The sequence below is a fragment of the Micromonospora avicenniae genome (genome assembly GCF_900156065.1).
Taxonomy (GTDB): domain Bacteria; phylum Actinomycetota; class Actinomycetes; order Mycobacteriales; family Micromonosporaceae; genus Micromonospora; species Micromonospora avicenniae.
The window spans coordinates 41,754-61,157 of the sequence record NZ_FTNF01000012.1; the positions used below are offsets into that span (position 1 = coordinate 41,754).

19 protein-coding genes and 1 pseudogene are annotated in these 19,404 nt (G+C 70.7%); 14 read left to right on the top strand and 6 right to left on the bottom strand.

Translation table 11 applies throughout. The annotated features are described in order from the left end of the window. Positions 1-37: 37 nt before the first annotated feature. Both BXA10_RS18890 and def read left to right on the top strand, forming a co-directional pair. Complete coding sequence (locus BXA10_RS18890; protein WP_076471732.1) at positions 38-526, top strand: MarR family winged helix-turn-helix transcriptional regulator; 489 nt, start codon at positions 38-40, stop codon at positions 524-526. Between the two features lie 187 nt (positions 527-713). Continuing rightward, complete coding sequence (gene def, locus BXA10_RS18895; RefSeq protein ID WP_076471733.1) at positions 714-1,223, top strand: peptide deformylase; 510 nt, start codon at positions 714-716, stop codon at positions 1,221-1,223. A 128-nt stretch (positions 1,224-1,351) separates the two neighbouring features. On the opposite strand, the gene BXA10_RS18900 is transcribed toward def, so the two are convergent. After that, a complete protein-coding gene (locus tag BXA10_RS18900; RefSeq protein ID WP_076471734.1) occupies positions 1,352-2,224 on the bottom strand; it encodes a helix-turn-helix transcriptional regulator in 873 nt (290 codons plus the stop codon). A gap of 176 nt (positions 2,225-2,400) precedes the next feature. Between BXA10_RS18900 and BXA10_RS18905 the strand changes: the two genes are divergently transcribed. The 3 genes from BXA10_RS18905 (at position 2,401) to BXA10_RS18915 (ending at position 5,210) form a co-directional block, all read left to right on the top strand. Further along, positions 2,401-3,162, top strand: coding sequence for an SDR family oxidoreductase (locus tag BXA10_RS18905; RefSeq protein WP_076471735.1), 762 nt, complete (start codon positions 2,401-2,403; stop codon positions 3,160-3,162). A 93-nt stretch (positions 3,163-3,255) separates the two neighbouring features. After that, a complete protein-coding gene (locus BXA10_RS18910; protein WP_076471736.1) occupies positions 3,256-3,954 on the top strand; it encodes a winged helix-turn-helix domain-containing protein in 699 nt (232 codons plus the stop codon). Then, entirely contained in the window at positions 3,951-5,210 is a 1,260-nt protein-coding gene (locus BXA10_RS18915; RefSeq protein WP_076471737.1) for an MFS transporter, read from the top strand. Before BXA10_RS18910 ends, BXA10_RS18915 begins: the two co-directional genes overlap by 4 nt. A 175-nt stretch (positions 5,211-5,385) precedes the next feature. Here the strand turns inward: BXA10_RS18915 and BXA10_RS18920 are convergent, their stop codons facing one another. Then, positions 5,386-6,183 (bottom strand): GNAT family N-acetyltransferase, encoded by a 798-nt coding sequence (locus tag BXA10_RS18920; protein ID WP_076471738.1) that lies wholly within the window; start codon positions 6,181-6,183, stop codon positions 5,386-5,388. A 1-nt stretch (position 6,184) separates the two neighbouring features. After that, the gene (locus tag BXA10_RS18925; RefSeq protein ID WP_076471739.1) at positions 6,185-6,958 is read right to left on the bottom strand and encodes a sulfite exporter TauE/SafE family protein; all 774 of its coding nucleotides are present in this window, start codon (positions 6,956-6,958) and stop codon (positions 6,185-6,187) included. Between the two features lie 299 nt (positions 6,959-7,257). Here BXA10_RS18925 and BXA10_RS18930 point away from each other — a divergent pair, with 299 nt between their 5' ends. From BXA10_RS18930 to BXA10_RS18940, 3 genes are all read left to right on the top strand, one after another. Continuing rightward, positions 7,258-8,037, top strand: a complete 780-nt coding sequence (locus tag BXA10_RS18930; protein WP_076471740.1) for an endonuclease/exonuclease/phosphatase family protein — start codon at positions 7,258-7,260, stop codon at positions 8,035-8,037. A 141-nt stretch (positions 8,038-8,178) separates the two neighbouring features. Beyond that, entirely contained in the window at positions 8,179-10,275 is a 2,097-nt protein-coding gene (locus BXA10_RS32455; RefSeq protein ID WP_076471741.1) for a M14 family zinc carboxypeptidase, read from the top strand. A gap of 74 nt (positions 10,276-10,349) precedes the next feature. Next, positions 10,350-10,985, top strand: coding sequence for a fasciclin domain-containing protein (locus tag BXA10_RS18940; RefSeq protein ID WP_076471742.1), 636 nt, complete (start codon positions 10,350-10,352; stop codon positions 10,983-10,985). A 33-nt stretch (positions 10,986-11,018) separates the two neighbouring features. Here the strand turns inward: BXA10_RS18940 and BXA10_RS18945 are convergent, their stop codons facing one another. Further along, on the bottom strand, positions 11,019-12,062 hold the full coding sequence (locus tag BXA10_RS18945; RefSeq protein WP_076471743.1) for a tyrosine-type recombinase/integrase: 1,044 nt from the start codon (positions 12,060-12,062) through the stop codon (positions 11,019-11,021). Positions 12,063-12,116: 54 nt separating this feature from the next. On the opposite strand from BXA10_RS18945, the gene BXA10_RS18950 reads away from it, so the two are divergent. Then, positions 12,117-12,653, top strand: coding sequence for an AAA family ATPase (locus BXA10_RS18950; protein WP_076471744.1), 537 nt, complete (start codon positions 12,117-12,119; stop codon positions 12,651-12,653). Positions 12,654-12,691: 38 nt separating this feature from the next. On the opposite strand, the gene BXA10_RS18955 is transcribed toward BXA10_RS18950, so the two are convergent. Together BXA10_RS18955 and BXA10_RS18960 are read right to left on the bottom strand one after the other, a co-directional pair. After that, entirely contained in the window at positions 12,692-12,964 is a 273-nt protein-coding gene (locus BXA10_RS18955; protein WP_139338048.1) for a hypothetical protein, read from the bottom strand. Between the two features lie 105 nt (positions 12,965-13,069). Next, complete coding sequence (locus BXA10_RS18960) at positions 13,070-13,279, bottom strand: COG4315 family predicted lipoprotein (RefSeq protein WP_076471746.1); 210 nt, start codon at positions 13,277-13,279, stop codon at positions 13,070-13,072. Between the two features lie 322 nt (positions 13,280-13,601). Here BXA10_RS18960 and sigJ point away from each other — a divergent pair, with 322 nt between their 5' ends. The 5 genes and pseudogenes from sigJ to BXA10_RS18990 all read left to right on the top strand — a co-directional run bounded on the left by sigJ (position 13,602) and on the right by BXA10_RS18990 (position 19,299). Further along, positions 13,602-14,492, top strand: coding sequence for an RNA polymerase sigma factor SigJ (gene sigJ / locus BXA10_RS18965; protein WP_076471875.1), 891 nt, complete (start codon positions 13,602-13,604; stop codon positions 14,490-14,492). A 135-nt stretch (positions 14,493-14,627) separates the two neighbouring features. Next, entirely contained in the window at positions 14,628-15,119 is a 492-nt protein-coding gene (locus tag BXA10_RS18970) for a cupin domain-containing protein (RefSeq protein ID WP_076471747.1), read from the top strand. A 579-nt stretch (positions 15,120-15,698) separates the two neighbouring features. Further along, complete coding sequence (locus BXA10_RS18975) at positions 15,699-16,835, top strand: MFS transporter (RefSeq protein WP_175649242.1); 1,137 nt, start codon at positions 15,699-15,701, stop codon at positions 16,833-16,835. A 193-nt stretch (positions 16,836-17,028) separates the two neighbouring features. Next, positions 17,029-17,508, top strand: a pseudogene (locus tag BXA10_RS18980) (transposase); the annotation flags it as partial. A gap of 1,332 nt (positions 17,509-18,840) precedes the next feature. Then, complete coding sequence (locus BXA10_RS18990; RefSeq protein WP_076471750.1) at positions 18,841-19,299, top strand: carboxymuconolactone decarboxylase family protein; 459 nt, start codon at positions 18,841-18,843, stop codon at positions 19,297-19,299. Positions 19,300-19,404: the final 105 nt, after the last annotated feature.

Sequence of the window (19,404 nt, forward strand, 5' to 3'; positions counted from 1 at the left end):
ACCTCCCCAGAAACAACAGCGCTGTTACATTAGCGGTGTGAGGGACGACGTGCCGGACCGGGAGGCCGTGGGGACGCTGCTGCGGCACGTGCTCGACACACTCGACGGCGAGGTCGCCGGCGTGTACGCCGAGCGAGGACTGGACGACTACCGGCCCCGGTTCTCCCCGCCGCTGCGGGTGCTGGTCGCCGGCGGGCCACTGCCGATCCGGGACCTCGCCCACCGGATCGGGGTCACCCACTCCGCAGCCAGCCAGACCGTGGCCCAGATGGCCCGGGCCGGCCTGGTCGAGTTGACCCCCGGCGCCGACGCCCGGCAACGCGTCGTGCACCTGAGCGCTCGCGCCCGCGAACTCCTGCCGATCATCGAGGCGGAGTGGGCGGCCACCACCGCGGCGATGCGCGAGCTGGACGGCGAACTGCCCGCACCCCTGGCCGACGTGCTGCACGCGGTGCTCGCCGCCGTCCACCGCCGGCCACTGCGCCAGCGCATCGCCGACGCCGGCCTGCCCCCACCACCCTCCTGAGCGAGCCCGACGACGCCGCTGTGCCGTACGCCCGGTCGTGCGAGCCCGTCGCGCCCGGCTGACGGCCGCCAGGAGCGCCGGGCCAACGGCGACCCGGCGCGGGCTCTCGAGTCCCGCGTGGCCCGCATCTCCGACGGCCTCTAGGTGCTCCTTCGCGACGGCCGCGCCGCCGGATAATCTTGCCGGCATGACAATGCGGCCCATCCGGATCATCGGCGACCCCGTGCTGCGCACCTCGTGCGCGCCGGTGACCAGCTTCGACGCCGAACTGCGCGCCCTGGTCGGCGATCTGATGGACACCCTGCTCGGCGCGCCCGGACGAGCCGGCGTGGCCGCCCCGCAGATCGGCGTCGACGCCCAGGTGTTCGTCTACGACGCCGACGGGCACCGCGGTCACCTGGTCAACCCGACGATCGAGCTGTCCGAGGAGACCGAGGTCGACGACGAGGGCTGCCTGTCCATCCCCGGGCTGTACTTCCCGACCCGGCGGGCCCTGCACGCCACGGCCCACGGTTTCGACCAGCACGGCGAGCCGCTGACCATCTCCGGCAGCGGATTCCTCGCCCGCGCGTTGCAGCACGAGACCGACCACCTCGCCGGCCGGCTCTACGTGGACACCCTGACCGGGGAGACCCGGCGGCGGGCGCTGCGGGAGATCCGCGCCGGCCGCTTCGACTCGCCCAGCCGCCGCGGCTGAAACCGGCTCGGCTTCGCCGCGCGGCCCGTCCGCCAGGCAGGACGTGGACGGCTCGTGATCAAGGCCCGGGGAGGTGGTGATCCTCCGTGGGGGCGTTCGGGTCGCGGTGCCGGGACGGCCGGGCGTGGTCAGGTTGTCTTCGGGTCCGGGATGTCCGCCGGCCTGTCGTGCGCCGCGCCGGCGGGCTCGGTGTGTGCGAGTGCGGCGAGCAGGCGCAGCTTCTCGTCGCTGTCGCTGTCCTTGTCGGGGTAGTAGACGACGAGGATGACATCGCCGACGGGAAGTTTGTCCCGGTGCAGGCGTAGTTCACCGACGACGGGGTGGTGCACCGTGGTCGTGCCTCCGTCGAGACTGCGCACGTCGTGGCGGGCCCACAGGGCACGGAACCGCTGGCTGGACAGCGCGAGTTCCCCGACGAGCTCGACGAACCTGGGGTTGTCGGTGTCGTCGCCGATGGTGCTGCGGAGGGCGGCGACGAAATCAGCGGCGGCTTTCGTCCAGTCCTGGTGGAAGGCTTGTTCCTCGGGATCGAGCAGAAGGTCACGCAGCCGGTTCCGGCCGGGCCGCAGGCGGGGGGAGAGCGCCACGGCCATGGGGTTGGACGCGAGGACATCGAACGCGCGTCCTTCGACGAACGCGGGGATCTGAAGGTGGGCGAGCAGCTCGTGCACCCGCGCCGGCACGTGCTCGGGCCGCTTGCGGCGCGGCGTCCTGGGGCGTGTCGCCACGAGCCCGAGCAGGTACGTCCGCTCCACGTCGTCGAGCCGCAGCACGCGGGCGAGCGCTTCGAGGACCTGCGGTGAGGGGTTCTTGTCGCGGCCCCGTTCCAGGCGCAGGTAGTAGTCGGGACTGATTCCGGCGAGCAGGGCGACCTCCTCCCGGCGCAGGCCGGGCACGCGGCGGTTACGGCCCGGCGGCAGTCCCGCCTGCGCCGGGGATACCAGCTCGCGGCGGGCGCGAAGGTAGCTGCCGAGCCGGTTGCCGGACTCCTCATCTTTCATGTCGACACCGTAATGCGGTGTGCGTGTCTCAACGGGGGCCCTGGCAGGACCAGGGAAAACGGGGGACCAGTCACACCCGGCGGATTCCGTCAAGACTCTGGTGACACCGTTCTTGAGCAGGACGTGTGGCGGGGGAACTGATCACCGCCCGCGTCCTAGATCGAAGGGAAGATCTCGTGGATCTCTCCAATCGCACAGTTCTGATCGTCGGCGGGACCTCGGGTATCGGGCGGGAGCTGGCGCGGCGCTTCGCCGCGGCGGGTAGCACCGTGGCCGTCGGCGGACGCAGCCCGCAGGCGCTCTCGGAGCTCGCCGGGGAAGGTTTCGGCACGTTCAGCATCGACGTCACCGATGGCGCCTCTGTCGCGTCTGCTCGTGACGCCGTGCTCGCCCGGTATCCCGAGCTGGACACGGTGGTGACGATGTCGGGTGTCATGCTGCTGGAGGACCTGCGCGACCCGGCGCATTTCGCGGCGGCGGAGACGACGATCGACACCAACCTGGTCGGCACCATCCGGGTCGTCAACGCCTTCACCCCGCACCTGCTCCGGCGCGGCGCCGGCACCTTCATCACCGTCACCTCCGGCATCGCCTTCCTGCCGTTCCCGCCCATGCCCAGCTACGCCGCCTCGAAGGCCGCGGTGCACGCCTACTCCGAGGCACTGCGCGCGCAACTCGACGGCACCGGTGTCGGCGTCGTCGAACTCGTTCCCCCGGCCGTCGCCACCGCGGGCCAGGAGAAGGTGAACCCGCACGCGCTGCCGCTCGACGACTTCGCCACCGAGGTCATGCAGCTGCTCGCAGCGGATCCCACCCCTCGCGAGATCCTCGTGAAGGGCGTCCAGATGCACCGCTGGGCCGAGCGTGACGGCACCTACGACGACCTCGTGGCGCAACGCTCCCGAGCCCTGGCCATGCTTCCCGGCCGCGAAGCCTGACAGCCCTCCCGTCCTTCGGATACCGGTTCAGGACGGCGACAGCGATGCAAAGAAGCCTTTGCAAAGGCTTCTTTGCATCGCTATCTTGGCATCATGACCGAGGATCCACACAAGCCCGGGTACGACCCCAAGCAGGACGTCGTACTCGACGCACGAGCGCTACGCGGGGTAGCCCATCCACTGCGCCTGCGGTTGCTCGGCTCGCTGCGCCACGAGGGACCGCAGACCGCCACCCAACTGGCCGCCCGACTCGGCGAGTCCAGCGCCGCGACCAGCTACCACCTCCGCACACTGGCCACCCACGGCTTCGTCACCGACGCGCCCGAACTGGGCCGCGGCCGGGAACGCTTCTGGCGCGCCGTGCACCGCTCGACCTGGTTCGACGCTCCCGACCGGGACGCGCCGGAGCGGGAACTCGGCGAGGCGTACCTGCGCGCCGTCGCCCGGATGTACGCGGAGAACGTCGAGCAGTCCATCACCGAACTGGCCGACTGGCCGCAGGAGTGGGTACGGGCAGCCAGCCTGAGCGACCTCACCATCAGACTCAGCGCCGCCGAGGCACAGCAACTCGCCGACGACATGATGGCCCTGCTGGTGCGCTACCGGGACCAGGCCGCGCAACGGGCCGGCGACGGATCGGAACGCGTCTCGATGAGCACCCAGTTCCAGATCTTCCCCCGGCGCGGCCAGCTGGATGCGCTGCTCGCGACGCGAACCGCGTCCACCGGCGAGCCGGACGAACGCTCCGACGCCGCGGCCGACGGACGTTCCGGTGACGGCGGCCAACCATGAGGCGCCGGTACGCGTACGGGCTGCTCATCGCCCAGACGGTCTCGGTCACCGGCACCCGGATGTCGGTCGTGGCGGTGCCCTGGTTCGTGCTGCAGAGCACCGGCGACGCCCTGCTCACCGGCGTCACCGCGTTCGTGGAGATGGCCGCCCTGGTCGCGGCGCGCATACTCGGCGGACCGCTGATCGACCGGATCGGCCCGCGGATCGCCAGCGTCGGCGGTGACCTGATCGCCGGGCTCGTGCTCGGCGTGCTGCCCCTGCTGTACGCCGCCGACCTGCTCAGCTTCCCGGTTCTGCTCGTCCTGGTCGGCCTGGTCGGGCTGTTCCGCGGGCCGTCGGACAACGCGAAGTACGCGATGGTCCCCGACGTCGCCGCCACCGCCGGCTGGAGCAACGAGCGTGCCGCCGGGCTGGCCGACAGCGGTCAACGCCTCGGGTCACTGATCGGGGCGCCGCTGGGCGCGGTGCTGATCGCGCTGCTCGGCGCTCCCGCGGTCATCGCGCTGGACGCGGCCAGCTTCCTGCTCGCCGCCGCGCTCGTGGCCACCCTGGTCCGGTTCCGCCGAGCCGAACCCGACCCGGCCGAGGCGGGCCACCCCAGCGGTGTCCGCGGCTACCTGGCCGACCTCGGCGCCGGGCTGCGCTTCGTCCGGCGTGATCCACTGCTACGGGCGATCGTCGCGATGGTGCTGCTGACGAACCTGCTCGACCAGGCGATGACGGCGGTGCTGATCCCGGTGTGGGCGGCCGAACGGTTCGACGACGCCGCACCCATCGGGCTGGTGTTCGGCGCGCTGAGCGCCGGCGCCTTCGTCGGGTCGCTGCTCGTGTCGATACACGGCGCGCGACTGCCCCGCTGGCGCACGTACGCCGTGGCCTTCCTGTTCGGCGCCGTCCCACGGATCTTCGTGCTGGCGCTGCCGGTCGGACTGCCCGTCATCGCGGGCGTCGCGCTCGTCGGCGGGGTGCTGATCGGGGCGATCAACCCGTTGCTGTCCGCCGCGGAGTTCGAACGCATCCCGGCCGGCCTGCGGGCGCGTGTCCTCGGCGCGGTCGGCGGCCTGGCCTGGGCCGGTATCCCGCTCGGCGGGCTCGTCGGCGGCGCGCTCGCGACAACGCTCGGCGCCACCGGCGGCATCCTCGTCGTGGGCGCCGCGTACCTGTTGGTCACCCTGGACCCGCTGGTCCGCCGGCGCACCTGGCGGCTGATGGACCGGGCCGCTCCGGCCACCGCCCCGGTCTCCGTGCCGGCGTGATTTGCCTGCTTGATCGGGCTCGCCGGAGCGAGCCGAGGCCCGGGCTGCGGTCCGTCCGGACGGACCGCAGCCCGGGGCTGGCGCAGCCAGGCAGAGTTTCACGAACCGGCGACAACTCCCGCGGCAGGGACGCGGACCCCCGCAGGCGAACGGCAACGACCCCACGACCGGCCCCTCACCGTCCGGGAGCGCGCTGGTTCTGCGGGCGGCCCGTCAGGGTGTACTCGCCGTAGTCGGCGACCCGGGTGAACCCGAGCCGCTCGTACAGCCGCACCGCCGCGACGTTGTCGGCCCGGACGTTCAACGTGACGTGCTCGACGGTGTCGCGCAGCCGGTGACAGAGCGCGGCCACCACCGCCGTGCCCAGGCCACGCCCCCGCACCCGCGGATGGGTGGTGACGTTGCCCAGGGCCGCCACCCGGTACGTCGGCGACCAGACGTGCACACCGGCGACGGCCACCAGCACCCCGCCGTCGTGGATCCCCAGGTACTGCCCGGTGTGCAGCATCCGCGGGTCGAACCAGTTACCCGGGTACGCCTCGGCGTAGAGGGCCTGCAGCTGCGGCAGGTCCGCCGCGCTCAGCGGCCGCCCAGCCGGAGTGACCCGGTCCAGGCGCGCGGGATCGGTCAACGCCATCTTCAGATGGGCGGCCGGGCCGTCGACGTCGAACGCGGGCGCCAGCGCGGCCGCCAGACCGGGGGAGAGGTGCGCGTACAGCCGGGCGGGCAGCACCGAGGCGAGGTCGCCGAGCAGCACCGCCAGCTCGTCGACGTGCGCCGGCGCGGCGAACGCCAGCAGCGTCGGCGGGTTCACGCCGTGATACAGCAGCGCCACCTGCTCGCCGTGGCGGAACCACGAGGTGTACGGCCAGAAGAAGTCATCCAGGTCGCCGAGCTGGTACGCGTGCAGCACCGGGTCCCGGCCGAGCAGGGCGGCCAGCTCGGCGCGATCGTGCTCGGCGCGTACCGGCATTTCAGCCGGCCAGCCACTGGTCGTAGCTGAGCTTGCCCACCAGGGCCAGCACCACCACCAGCAGCACGACGCGCACGAACCCGGCGCCGCGGCGCAGCGCCATCCGCGCGCCCAACGCCGCGCCGGCGATGTTGCACACCGCCATCCCCGCGCCGAGCAGCCACCACACGTGCCCGGTCGCCGCGAACACCACCAGCGCGCCCAGGTTCGTGCCGGCGTTGACCACCTTCGCCATGGCCGACCCGTGCACGAAGTCCGCGCCGACCAGCGCGGTGAACGCCAGCACCAGGAACGTGCCGGTGCCGGGACCGATGAGCCCGTCGTACAGGGCGATGCCGATACCGGCGAGCGCCACCGCCGCGGCCACCCGGGCCGGGGTGCGCCGGTGGGGGAGGGACACCACACCCAGCCGGGGGCGCAGCAGCACGAACAGCGCCACCGACAGCAGCACCACGAGCACCACCGGCCGGTACGCCGCCGCGGGCACGGCACCGGCCAGCACCGCACCTACCCCGGAACTGAGCACCGCCAGCGCGGCGGCAGGCCCCGTCACCGCCCAGTCGATCTTGGTGCGTCGCGCGTACGTCGTCGCCGCCGTCGCGGTGCCGAAGATCGCGGCCAGCTTGTTCGTACCCAGCGCCGTGGCCACCGGCAGCCCGGGCGCGGCCACCAGCAGCGCCGGCAGCAGAAGCAGCCCACCGCCGCCCACCACGGCGTCGACCCAGCCGGCCATACCGGCTGCGGCGAGGAGGGTGATCAGCGATGCGGGGTCCATGGCGCCCAATTCTTCCGACCCGACCCGCCCCACCGCGGACACCTGTGTCCAGCCTCACCCACGCACCCACACCGCGTGATCATGAGGTTGTTGCGCCGACACGCCGGAGTCAGCTCGACAACGCCATGATCACCGCCGGCGGCGCCGGCGCCCGGAGCGCCGGGGGCGTTGGACAGGTCAGCGACCGCGGCGGCGACGCAACCACAACCCGACCGCCGCCACCGCCACGAACACCAGCATCGAGCACAGCAACGCCTTGACCACCCGGCAAGACTGCCACTTCGTCGTAGGGTGCAGGAGTGCGCCTGGCCACCTTCAACCTGCTGCACGGTCGATCACTCACCGACGGACTCGTCGACCCCGACCGGCTCACCGCGGCGGTCACCGCACTCGACGCCGACGTACTCGCCCTCCAGGAGGTCGACCGGGACCAGAGCCGCAGCGGCAACCTCGACCTCACCGCCATCGCCGCCCGCGCACTCGACGCCCCCCACCACCGCTTCGCCGGCGCCCTCGTCGGCACCCCCGGCGAAGGATTCCGCCCCCTCACCGGCGACGACGACGGACACGGCGAACCCTGCTACGGCATCGGACTGATCAGCCGCTACCCCGTCAGCAAATGGCGCGTCACCCGCCTGACCCCCGCGCCCGTCCGCTCACCCGTCCACGTCCCCGGCCCCGGCCCCAATCTCGTCCTGCTCCGCGACGAACCCCGCGTCGTGCTCGCCGCCGTCCTGCACACCCCGTACGGAACACTCACCGCCGCCGCCACCCACCTGTCCTTCGTGCCCGGGTGGAACCTGCGCCAACTCCGCCAGGTCGTCCGCGCGCTACGCGCCCTACCCGCACCCCGCGTCCTGCTCGGCGACCTCAACCTGCCCGCCGGCGTGGTCCGGGTCGTCTCCGGCTGGCGACCCCTGGGCCGCCGCCCCACCTACCCGGCCGGTGAACCCCGCGTACAACTCGACCACATCCTCGGCGACCGGCACGCCCTGCGCCGGCTCCCACCGATCACCGCCGTCAGCACACCGCTGTCCGCCATCTCCGACCACCGCCCGCTCCTGGTCGACATCGGCTGACCAACGGTCAGCGGCACCGCGGAAGACCCCTTACCGTATCGAGACGCAAGATTCCCTCAAGATCGTTGATTCGATGATCCATGACGATCATGCTGGTCCAAACCGCGACACGGTCAACCAGCACAACGCCATGGAGGTCATGTGAGACGCCACCGCGCTGTTCTCATCGCACTGTCCACACTCCTCACCGCAAGCCTCACCACCATCGCCGCCCCGGCCAGCGCCGCCGAACCCGGCCAGGTCACCGGCCTCACCGTCCGCCAGGCCGACGGATTCGCCACCCTCGCCTGGCAGCCCGTCGACGGCGCCACCGACTACCAGATCGAACGCACCCCCGTCGACGCCGCCGGCACCCCCACCGGCACCGCCACCATCGTCGGCATCTGGCGCCCCAACCGGCAGATCAACCAGGAGTCACCCACCTTCGCCGACGCCGGCTTCAACCCCGGCGACCGGTTCCAGTGGCGGGTACGCGCCCGCTTCGACACCACCGAACAGCCCTACTCCGAACCGGTAGCCGGCACCACCACCGCCCCCTGGGGCAACCCCGACGTCCCCGGCGAGCAGCTGCGCACCCAGTGGGAGACCACCCACGCCGCGCAGTACACCAGCGACACCGAGGAGTACGCCTACACCGCCGCCATCGACGAACTCAGCGACCGTGTCCGCGTCGTCGAGATCGGCCGCACGGTCAAGAACCGGCCGATCAACATGTTCGTCATCGGCTACCCCACCCCGCCGGCCACCCCGGAAGCCGTCGCCGCCACCTCACCCGCGGCCGTCAACTGCAACGTCCACGGCAACGAGCCCGGCGACCGCGAAGCCTGCCTCATCATGGCCCGGCAACTCGCCTTCAGCACCGACCCCCGGGTCATCGACCTGCTCAGCCACACCACGGTCCTGATCGTCCCCACGATCAACGGTGACGGCCGAGCCGCCAACACCCGCGGCAACTCCACCGGCCAGGACCTCAACCGCGACTACTCGCTCATCCGCCAGCCGGAGACCGCCGCGTACGTCAACATGGTCCGCCAGTACCGGCCCGTCGCCGGCTACGACGGCCACGAGTACGGCAACTCCCGCGCCGGCGACCTGCCCATGCTGCCGCCGCGCCACCAGAACGTCGCCCAGCCGATCTTCGACGAGTCCATGGACATGATCGAAGGCCACATGTACACCAAGGGCGCCGAGGACGGCTGGTGGCCCTGCCCCTACGGCTGCGACGGCGGCGGCAACGTCGGCCTCGGCGAGGAGACCATCCTCCGCAACACCCTCGGCCTGAAGAACGTCGTCAACTCCCTGCTCGAACTGCGCAGCTCCGGCGGACAGACCCGCCCCGACGAGGGCAACGCGGCCAACAACCGCCGCCGCAAGACCTTCTCCGCCCTCTGGACCTTCCAGCAGTTCCTCGACTACCACCGCGCGAGCCTGCCCGACATCAAGCAGGCCCGCGCCGAGTCCATCACCTTCCAGGCCGCCAACACCGGCCGCCTCGTCTTCCGCGGCTCCCGACCCATCACCGCCCACCCGGCGCCGCACCCCGGCAGCAGCCCGCCGCCGATCGACGCCCCGCCGGCCGACCTGATCCTCGACAACGCCCCCTGCGCCTACCGGCTCACCGAGGAGCAGTACCACGGCGCCCGCACCGACGGCCCCACCGGCGCCGTCACCACCGCGGCCGAGCGCATCGCCGATCACGGCTGGAAGGTCATCAAGGTCGGCGACAGCTACTACGTCCCGCTCAACCAGCCCGAGCGAGGCCTCATCCCGCTGCTCCTCGACGGGCAGGGCGTGGAGAACCTCGTCGACGGCGAGCGCATCTACCCGACCAGCACCGGCCGCCACACCGGCCCGCTGACCGTCACCGGCTTCGCCTGCCTCGACGACGCCACCGTCACCGGCCCGGTCACCGTCCGTTCCGGCGCGGCGCTGGTCACCACCGGCACCACCATCACCGGCCCGGTCAACGCCACCGGCGCCGCCGGTGTCCTGCTCGCCGACACCAAGATCACCGGCCCGCTCCGCGTCACCGGCACCACCGACGCGGTCTCCCTGATCGACCTCACCGTCACCGGCCCGGTCGACGTGTCCGCCAACCGCACCGACAACCAGCCGCTGCTCGTCGGCAACACGGTCAACGGCCCGCTGGCCTGCGCCGGCAACACCACCGCACCCACCAACCTCAACATCAGCAACACCGTGACCGGCCCCCGCGCCGGACAGTGCGCCACCCTGTAACACCCGATGACCGTGCCGGCAGGGCGGACGCGCCTCCGCCCTGCCGGCACACCCCCCACACAGGAGGAGACGCCGTGTCGTACCCCCGCACCAGCAGGCCGCGACGCGCCGGCGCCATCCTCGCGGCGGCCCTGCTGCTCGCCACCACCGCCTGCACCGACCAATCCGCACCGGCCCCGGCCGGCGGCACCGTCAGCGTCACCGGGCCGCTCTGCGCCGCCCTGCCCACCGGCACCGAACCCGGCAATCCCACCGCGCTGGCCGACCTCCCCGTCGACCAGGCCCTGACGTGGATGCCCACCCTCACCACGTTCGAAGCCGCCCTGCGCACCAGCGGCCTGCTCACCGACCTCCACCAGGACGGCATCACCCTGCTCGCCCCCACCGACGACGCCTTCGCCAAGAAGTTCTCCGACGACACCTGGGACACCCTCATGACCCGGGACCACGACAAACTGCGGACCCTGCTGAAGGCACACCTCATCGCCGGCACCCGCCCCCTGGACGAACTCGCCGCCGCCGGCACCGCCACCACCCTCGACGGCGTCACCCTCACCGTGACCCGCACCGGCGACACCACCCGCTTCGGCGACACCGCCGACGCCGTCTGCGCCGACTACCTCGCCACCGGCGCCCGCATCCACCTGGTCAACGCCGTCCTCGGCCCGCTGCCCACCACCGCCGACGGCAGCGGACACCGCGCCCACTGACCCACCCGGCGACCAGAGACCCGCCGCGAGTGATCAGCGAAGATCCACCTCGCCGCCGTCGTGCGGCCCGCCGGAGCTTCGGAGGTCCTGTGCGAACAGGCCGGCCAACGCCCGGTTGGTACGGTTGGAACGCACCGCCGCACGCTGCTGACCCGCGGTCACCTCGATGTACGTCTGCGACGCCGTCAACGACGCGTGCCCCAGCAACCGCATGATCTCCGAAGCGCCCGCCCCGTCCTCCGCCAACCGGGTAGCGAAGGTGTGCCGCAACGCGTGCAGCCGCGCCCCCCGCGGAACCCGTTCGGTGATACCCGCCCGCCGGTAGCACGACTCCACCAGATACTGCAGCCCACCCCGGCGCAACGGCTCACCTCGCCGATCCACCAGCAGCGGCGAGTCCGGCCGCACACTGCGTGCCCCGAACCGGCGCCGACGGCTGTCCACATACTCGGCGAGCACCCGGTCCACGGCATCCTCGATCGGCACCGTACGCGGCCGCCCGCCCTTGCCGGCCACCTCGACCCGCCGCTCACCCTGGCGCCCGGTCACCGAGGCCACGCGCAGCGCCAGCAGCTCCGACAGGCGCAGCCCCGCGCAGAGCGCCAAGGCCAGCACCGCCAGGTCCCGCTCCGGCCACGGGTCACGCTGCCGACCGGCCTGGCCGGCGACGGCGGCCAGCAGCTCCTCCGGGGTGTCCTCGCCCCGCAACGGCTTGGGCTGGGGGAGCGGGGCGCGGGGCCGCCCCACCGCCGGCATCGGGTTTCCCGGTACGACACCCTCGGCGACCAGGAAGGTGAAGAAGCTGTTCCAGGTGGACCAGGCACGGTGGACGGACGCGGCGGCGCGGGGGGCGGCGAACCCGGCGAACGCCGCCCGCATGAGCCGGGGGGAGAGGGCGTCGATCGGCAGGGCGTCGATCGGCAGGGGAGGGGTGAGCGTCTCACCGGCCAGGAGCGCGACGCTGGACAGATCACGCCGGTAGGCCTCCAGCGTGTGTGGTGAGGGCTTGCGGGTCGCGCGCGCCGTCAGGAACTCCTCGATCCAGAACTGTACCGATTCATCCCGGTTGTCATGCATAAGGCATATTATGCATGATTTTCGCATTATCGAGCAAATCAGGGGAGGGCGCTCATGCGGCGGTACGTGCTGACCGGCGCGCCGGGGGCGGGCAAAACCAGCATCGCGCGAGCCCTGCGGCAGCGCGGTTTTCCGGTCGTCGACGAGGCGGCGACCGACGTGATCGCCGCGGAGCAGGCCCGGGGGGTCGCGCAGCCGTGGGCGGAGCCGGGATTCGTCGAGGCGGTCGCCCGGCTGCAGCGCCGGCGCAGGATCGCCGAGTCCCGGGGCCCGGTGCAGGTGCACGATCGTTCGCCGCTGTGCACCCTGGCCCTGGCCGAATATCTGGGACACCCGATCGGTCCGGAACTGGCGACCGAACTCGCGCAGGCCCGGCGTGAGGCGATCTACGAACGTCCGGTGTTCCTGGTCGGGTCGCTCGGCTTCGTCACGCGTACGGCGGCACGGCGGATCAACCTGGCCGATGCGCTGGCGTTCGGTCGCCTGCACGCCCGCGTCTACGCCGAGCACGGGCACGAACTCGTCGACGTGCCACCGGGACCGGTGGCACAGCGGGCCGCGTTCGTCGCGGCGCACCTGAACCCCCGCTGAGGGAGGGCCCCGATTCGGTCAACTTGACATAATGTACATTATCGAACAACGGCAGGGGCGACTTTTAGGGCTGCAGCGCGGCTTGCTTTCAAGCGCGCTCGAAGCTTTAGCGTCGCGGCAATGATCACGACGAACGAGACGAAGACATGGATCATCACGGCCGCGAGTGCCGCCTCGGCCTGGCGCTCGCTGAGGCGGCACTCGCGGCCGGCGAGCATGTGATCGGGACCGCGCGACGGGCAGACCGGTTCGACGGGCTCAAGGCGCGGTACCGGTTGCGGCCGCTGGCCCGGATCGTCGAGACGCTTCACGTCGCCGTCACACGCAAGCCGGCTCGTTCAGGCCGTCGACCTGTCGGCCACTCCCCCTCGCGGCGGTCGCCCCGAAGTGGACGAAATCGGGTTGTGGGGCGTTACTCAGGGCATCGTCTTCACGAGCTTGCCGTCGGCGCCGACGGCGAACCACACGTTGTCGACGACCTGCCCGTCCACGTCCCCCGGGCCGACGTCACCCATGTAGTAGTAGAGAGGCCAGTCGCCGTACGTGGCCTTGCTGGTTCCCTCGGCCAGATCGGTCTGCGAAAGAAGTTCTCGGCGGAGTACGGGTCGGGACCAGCAACCGCTCACAGGTGCACCAGACTGGCGGAACCGGGACGCGGTTTCCGACTACCTCGACCCGGTTCGCTAACGTGCGCTCGGCAGCGTCGTGGGGCTGGTCCTGCGACGTCGGCTATGCATGCCTGTAGTGCCTGATGTCCGCCTTCGCGGAGAGGTCGACGCGCGTAGCGGGCGCGGGTGATCGGTTCCCGCCGATCCCCCACCGCAGCGGCGCACGCGCTGCCGGTGGCATGTGTCCGGGTGGGCCGGCTCGCCTGAGGGCTGCCATCGCGGATTCCCGAGTTCGGATGGCTACGCTGGTATCCGCATGCCGGAGGAGGTTGCGATCTGCATGGGTGACTGGCGCGGGCCCGGACGGCCGGAGCGGGAGGACCCGCTCGGTGCCGGGTGGGAGAGGCACCGGCCCACGGTCTTCGGTGTGGCCTACCGGCTGCTGGGAAGTGTGGCCGATGCCGAGGACGTGGCCCAGGACGTGTGGCTGCGGGCGGCCGGTGCGGATCTGCGGGAGGTCGATGATCTGCAGGCCTGGCTGGTGACGGTGGCCGCGCGACGGTCGTACGACATTCTCAAGAGTGCCCGTGTCCGCCGGGAGACCTATGTCGGGCCGTGGCTGCCGGAGCCGCTGCTGACGGGGCCGGACGCGTCGCAGCCGGTACTCGTCGACGAGTCCGTCAGCTCGGCGATGCTGCTGATCATGGAAGAGTTGAGCCCGCCGGAACGGGTGGCCTTCGTCCTCCACGATGTCTTCGGTCTTGAGTTCGGCCGGATCGCCGAAGTGCTGGACGTCTCGGTGCCGGGTGCCCGGCAGCTCGCCTCGCGGGCGCGACGGCGGGTGGCCAACGCGAAGCAGTCCACGCCGCATGCGTCGAAGGCCGAGCGCGAACGCGTCCTCACGGCCTTCCGCGCGGCCTACGAGGCCGGGGACCTGGCCGGCCTGGTCAGGCTGCTGCACCCGGGCGCCGTCTACGTCACCGACGGCGGCGGCAAGGTCTCCGCGGCACGCAAGCCCATACACGGCGGCGAGCGTGTCGCCGAGGTCATGGTGCGTACGGGACTCCAGTGGCACCCGGACCGCATCGACTTCGCCGAGGTCGGCGGCGAGCTCGGCCTCGTGTTCCATCGGGATGGCCGGGTCTACTCCGTCGACACGGTGCAAATCACGGACGGTTTGATCAGCGCGTACCGCAGGGTCATCAATCCCGACAAACTCGCGCGCCTCTGAGCTGTCACACCCGGAGGGGCTGCCTCGTCTCCCTGATGAGAACGAAGGCAAACGGACGACGAAGGAACAAGCCGCTATGAGCCTTGCGCGCGAGCAGGCTATGGGCTCGAGTCGCCCCTCCCGGTAAGGACCTGTATGCGAGTCAACACTGCGTCGGGCCGGAAGGTCGGTATCGCCGCCGGCCTCCTGGCTGTCGCCACACTGACTACGGTGACGGCCTGCTCGACCTCCAACCAGCCCGCCCACGCCGAAGGGCCGACCACGGCCGCGGCATCAGCATCGGAGCGCCCCGCCGAAACTCTCAAACCGCTGATCCAGCAGGCCCTCCCTGATGTGGAGGGCAAGACGTTCACCTCGGCGGTCGTCGAACTCCCGCCCAATGCGAGCGCGGCGCCGCACCGGCACGGCCAGGCGTTCGTCTACGCCTACGTCCTCGAAGGCACGGTGCGCAGCAAGCTCGACGACAAGCCTGTGACCACCTTCCACCAGGGCGAGAACTGGGTCGAGCAGCCGGGCACCGATCACGTCCTCACCGAGAACGCCAGCCAGACCGAGCCCGCCAAGCTGCTGGTCGTCTTCGTCTCCAACACCGGAGACAAGCTCAAGGTCGACGACCCGAAGTCATAGCCCGGGGCATGCGGCGGGCGGCATGTCGGCGCGGCAGCCGCCATTTGAGATGCCGCAGGTGGACGTGAGGCGGCCACCGCGTGGTGGCCTCTACGTTGCGGACACAACTTCAGGTCTGGCAGCGTGAGCCCTGCCGGGTGGCGGCAGGTCCTGGCCTGGGGCGGCCTGGGGCCGCTCCAGCGCGTAGCCGGCTTTGCGCTGGGCTCGCCCCTGCCAGTAAAGACCTGTGTGCCTGCCATCACTGTACGAAGACCGTAATGCCGGTCTTGCCAGGATGTCTCGGACATGCCTTACCTCCCCGGCCGAACTACGCCTGGGCGGGCCGTGGGACCGGGAGCCCGCAGTGCCCACCGTGGTGACCGGCGGCGGTGCCGCAACCTATCCCCTGCTGGGGGCCACTCGTCAGCCGTCTACACGCATTCCTCGCTGACCGCTTTGCAATTCATCCATCACTCCTCATCAGGGCGGACGCAATGCCCTGGGGGGCCGGCTAGATAATGGGAAAGGCAAATGACCGCCACGGCCAATGCTCCGATCGGCAAGTCAGCGATCGGGAAGAAGCAAGATCAACTACCAACCATGGCCTTGATCGGCCTGTTCTTCGCCGGATTCGTCGGCGTCCTGACCGAAGTTCTTCCGGCCGGGTTGCTACCCGAGATGTCCCATACGCTGCACAGCAGCATCGCGGCGACCGGTCAGACGGTCACGCTCTACGCCGTGGCCACCGCGATCGCGGCGGTTCCGCTCAACCGGCTGACCTCGAACTGGACGCGCAAGAGCGTGGTCCAGGTGGCGCTGCTCTCTGTCACGCTCGCCAACCTGCTCACCGGACTGTCCAGCAACTACTGGCTGACCCTCGCCACCCGGGTCCTCGCCGGACTGAGCACTGCGCTGATCTGGCCGTCGCTCGCCGGTTACGCCGCCCGGCTCTCCCCTGAGCGCAAGCAGGGCCGCGCCATCACCATCGCGATGGCCGGTATTCCAGTGTCGCTGGCCTTCGGTATTCCGCTGGCCACCGCGGTCACGTCCTTCACCGGCTGGCAGGTCGCCTTCTACGGATCTGCGGTACTGACCGTGCTCGTCATGCTGTGGATGTACTTCACGCTGCCGAACCTGCCCGGTCTGCCGATGGACCAGCGTCACAAGTTCTCGCAGGTGCTGGTCATGCCCGGCGTCCGCGTGATCTTGCTGACCCTCGCCGGATTCATGGTCGCCCACTACATGATGTACACGTACATCACTGACTTCCTGAACCTCGCGGGGATGGAGGGCCAGGCAGGGTGGGTGCTGTTCGTCTTCGGTGTCACGTCGGTGCTGAGCGTCTTCGTCGTCGGCATGTTCATCGACCGCCACCTCCGCAAGCTCGTCGTGGCCAGCACCGTGCTGCTGGCGGTCTGCGCGCTTGTCATGGCCGTGGTCACCGGCCTCCCGGTGGTCATCTACCTCGCCGCCGCGACCTGGGGTCTCGTCTACGGCAGCTCGGCCACCCTGTTCATGGCCGCCATCATCAAGGCCTCCGGACCGGCGGCCCAGGTCGGCCAGTCGATGGTCACCCTGGTGTTCTCCATCTCCATCGCCCTCGGTGGCCTCTTCGGTGGCGTCGTCGTCGATGTGCTGAACACCGAATCGATCATGTGGGTTGCGCTGGGTCTCCTGGCCGCCGCCTCCCTTCTCGCGATCGGTGGCAAGAAGCACGCCTTCCCGGCGACAAAGTAGGTACCTTCACCACAAGGCATCTCTTGCCCCGCCTCGACGGTGGTCAGCCGCCGACCTCGCCGCCAGCGCGCGAGGTCGGCGGCCCACCGCCACCGGGCAAACTTTGAGCCGGACGGTACGGATCAGAGCAGGAGTGTCCGCCACCGGTGATCCCAGCGGTCTACTCGTCCGCTGCGGCTGCCCTGATCGCTTCGGCGTCAGCGCCGACGGAGGGCGCGAAGTCCTCGGCCTCGATGTGGCCTCGGATGAGGACGGCGCTGGCTGGCGTTCCTACGGTCGTTGACCGCCCGCGGCTCGGCCGGTGTCCGTCTGGTCATCTCCGACGCCCACGCTGGTCCAGTTCAGGTCATCGGCGCGGCGCTGCCCAGCGCGGCATGGCAACGCTGCCGAACGCACTACCTGCGGAACCTGCTGACGGAAGTGCCCAAGTCGGCGCAGCCGTGGATCGCCACTCTCGTCCGCGCGATCTTCGACCAGCCCGACGCCGACGCCGTCCGGGCCCAGCTCCGCCGGGTGGTGGCGACCATCGAAGCCAAGTACCCGCCGCAGCTGAGCACTTCGATGCCGATTGGCAAGACCTCCTCGCGTTTACAGGCTTCCCGTGCGAGATCTGGCGCCAGATCTGTTCGAACAACCCGCAGGAACGGTTGACAACGAGATCCGCCGCCGCTCGGCTACGTTTTCGCCACGCCGATCGGCGCCCCGCTGGATCTGCGTAGCTGCCCCCGGCTCTCAGGTCCCGTCGCAAGCGCCCGGCCCGTTTTTCCTGTTCAGGGTGGCGCGTGCGAAGGGACTCGAACCCCTAGCCTGCTGATCCGTGGATTCTTAAGCCCGTGTCTAGTACGGCAGCGGTTCCGGATGATGGCTGAGTTCGGCGTTGAGGCGTCGTTCGTGTGGGCTCGGCGGGCTCGGACTTGATGGCGGCGTCGCCACTGTGACCAGCGCAGACGGTGGGCGGGTTCGTGAATCGGTCGGATGATGGAGGCGTTGATCAGACGACGGACCTCGTTGACGGTCAGCTTGATCAATCCGGTCTCCGGGGGTTCGTCGGCGACGCAGATCGCCAGGGCGGCCAGGGGCCGGCGCTGCCGTACTGACGCCGGCAGATCGGCCGCGATGGGATCGGTGCGGAGACGGGCCTTGCCGCCGTCGAGTGACACCAGGTGGCTGCGGGACACCGCCAGGGACATGGCCCAACCGCAGTTGGCGCAGGTGAGCACGGAAGACTGCTGTTGCCGTAGGCCTCGTCCGTGGCAGCCACCCCACGGGCACGCCAGCGTCGACGGCTGCGGGGATCATGTCGGCTGCCAGCTCGGATTTCGTGGCGAACTCGACCTCGTCCGGAACACCGGCGACCTGGCAGCGGTCCCGGTCCTCGGTCCACGAAACCGGCAGGTAGCCCGTCGGTCGATCAACGTGTGCCCGTCCCGGCCGGCATAGTCGGAAACACCCCGACCGGTGCGTTTCTGATCCTGCCGGCGGTGCCTGGCGTTGCGCCCCGACCGAACGCGTGCCTTTCTTCAGTCCCCCATATCGTCGACGACCAGTACCGCGTCCGGGTCACCGAACCGGGGACGATCACGGTCCACAGGTCGTCACGGACGGCGTCGGCGTCCCACACCGCCCGACACAACAGCCACTGCGTCCCATCAGGGCGGGCATGCCCAGTCTGCTCTGCCAACTGGCAACACGTCTTGACCTCGATATCAGCCGACGGGCCGGCTACGAACGCCGACGTGGCTCGACCCGCCCGAACCGACCCGCAGGAGGCGAGCCCCCGCCGGACCTGCCGCCACCCGGCAGGGTTTACGCTGCCGGGTCTGAAGGTATGTCCACAAGGTACAGACGACCACGCGGGGGCCGCCTCGCGTCCACCGCGCTCCATCAGCGGCATCCCGAATGGCGGCTGCCGTACCAGCTCTGCCCCTGCCAGCACGGGCACCGCCCGCCACCAGGACGCGCCCGAAGGCCGCGGCGCAGACCACACGAAGGGATCAAGGGGACCATGACCGAACCACAGCGCGTCAACATCGGCGAGCAGCACCAGGCCGCCTACAAGGCACTCATCGCCCTGTCGTCTGAGGCGGAGGCGGCCGCTGTCGCGGCGGGCCTCGACCCGCTCCTGGTCGAGCTGCTGCGGATCCGCACCTCCCAGATCAACGGCTGCGCGTTCTGCCTGCGCATGCACACCCACGATGCCCTCAAGAAGGGCGAGAACCCGGACCGGATCGCGGTGCTGCCCGCCTGGGCGGAGACCGGTTACTTCTCCGAGACCGACCGCGCGGCGCTGCGCCTGGCCGAGGCGATCACCCTCGTTGCGGACGGGCACGTCAGCGACGAGGACTTCAACGCCGCCGCGGCCGTACTGACCGCGGACCAGATCTCGGCGGTCGCCTGGCTGGTGACCGTGATGAACGCCTTCAACCGGGTCGCGATCACGAGCCGGTACCGGGTCGGTAACTGACCTCGACGGTGACAGCGGTGGTGGTACGGACTGCCGAGCCGCCGCCGTCGTGAGGGTAGTGGTGGGAATCAGTCGGGCAGCTGGTGCGAGCTGCCCGACTGGCAC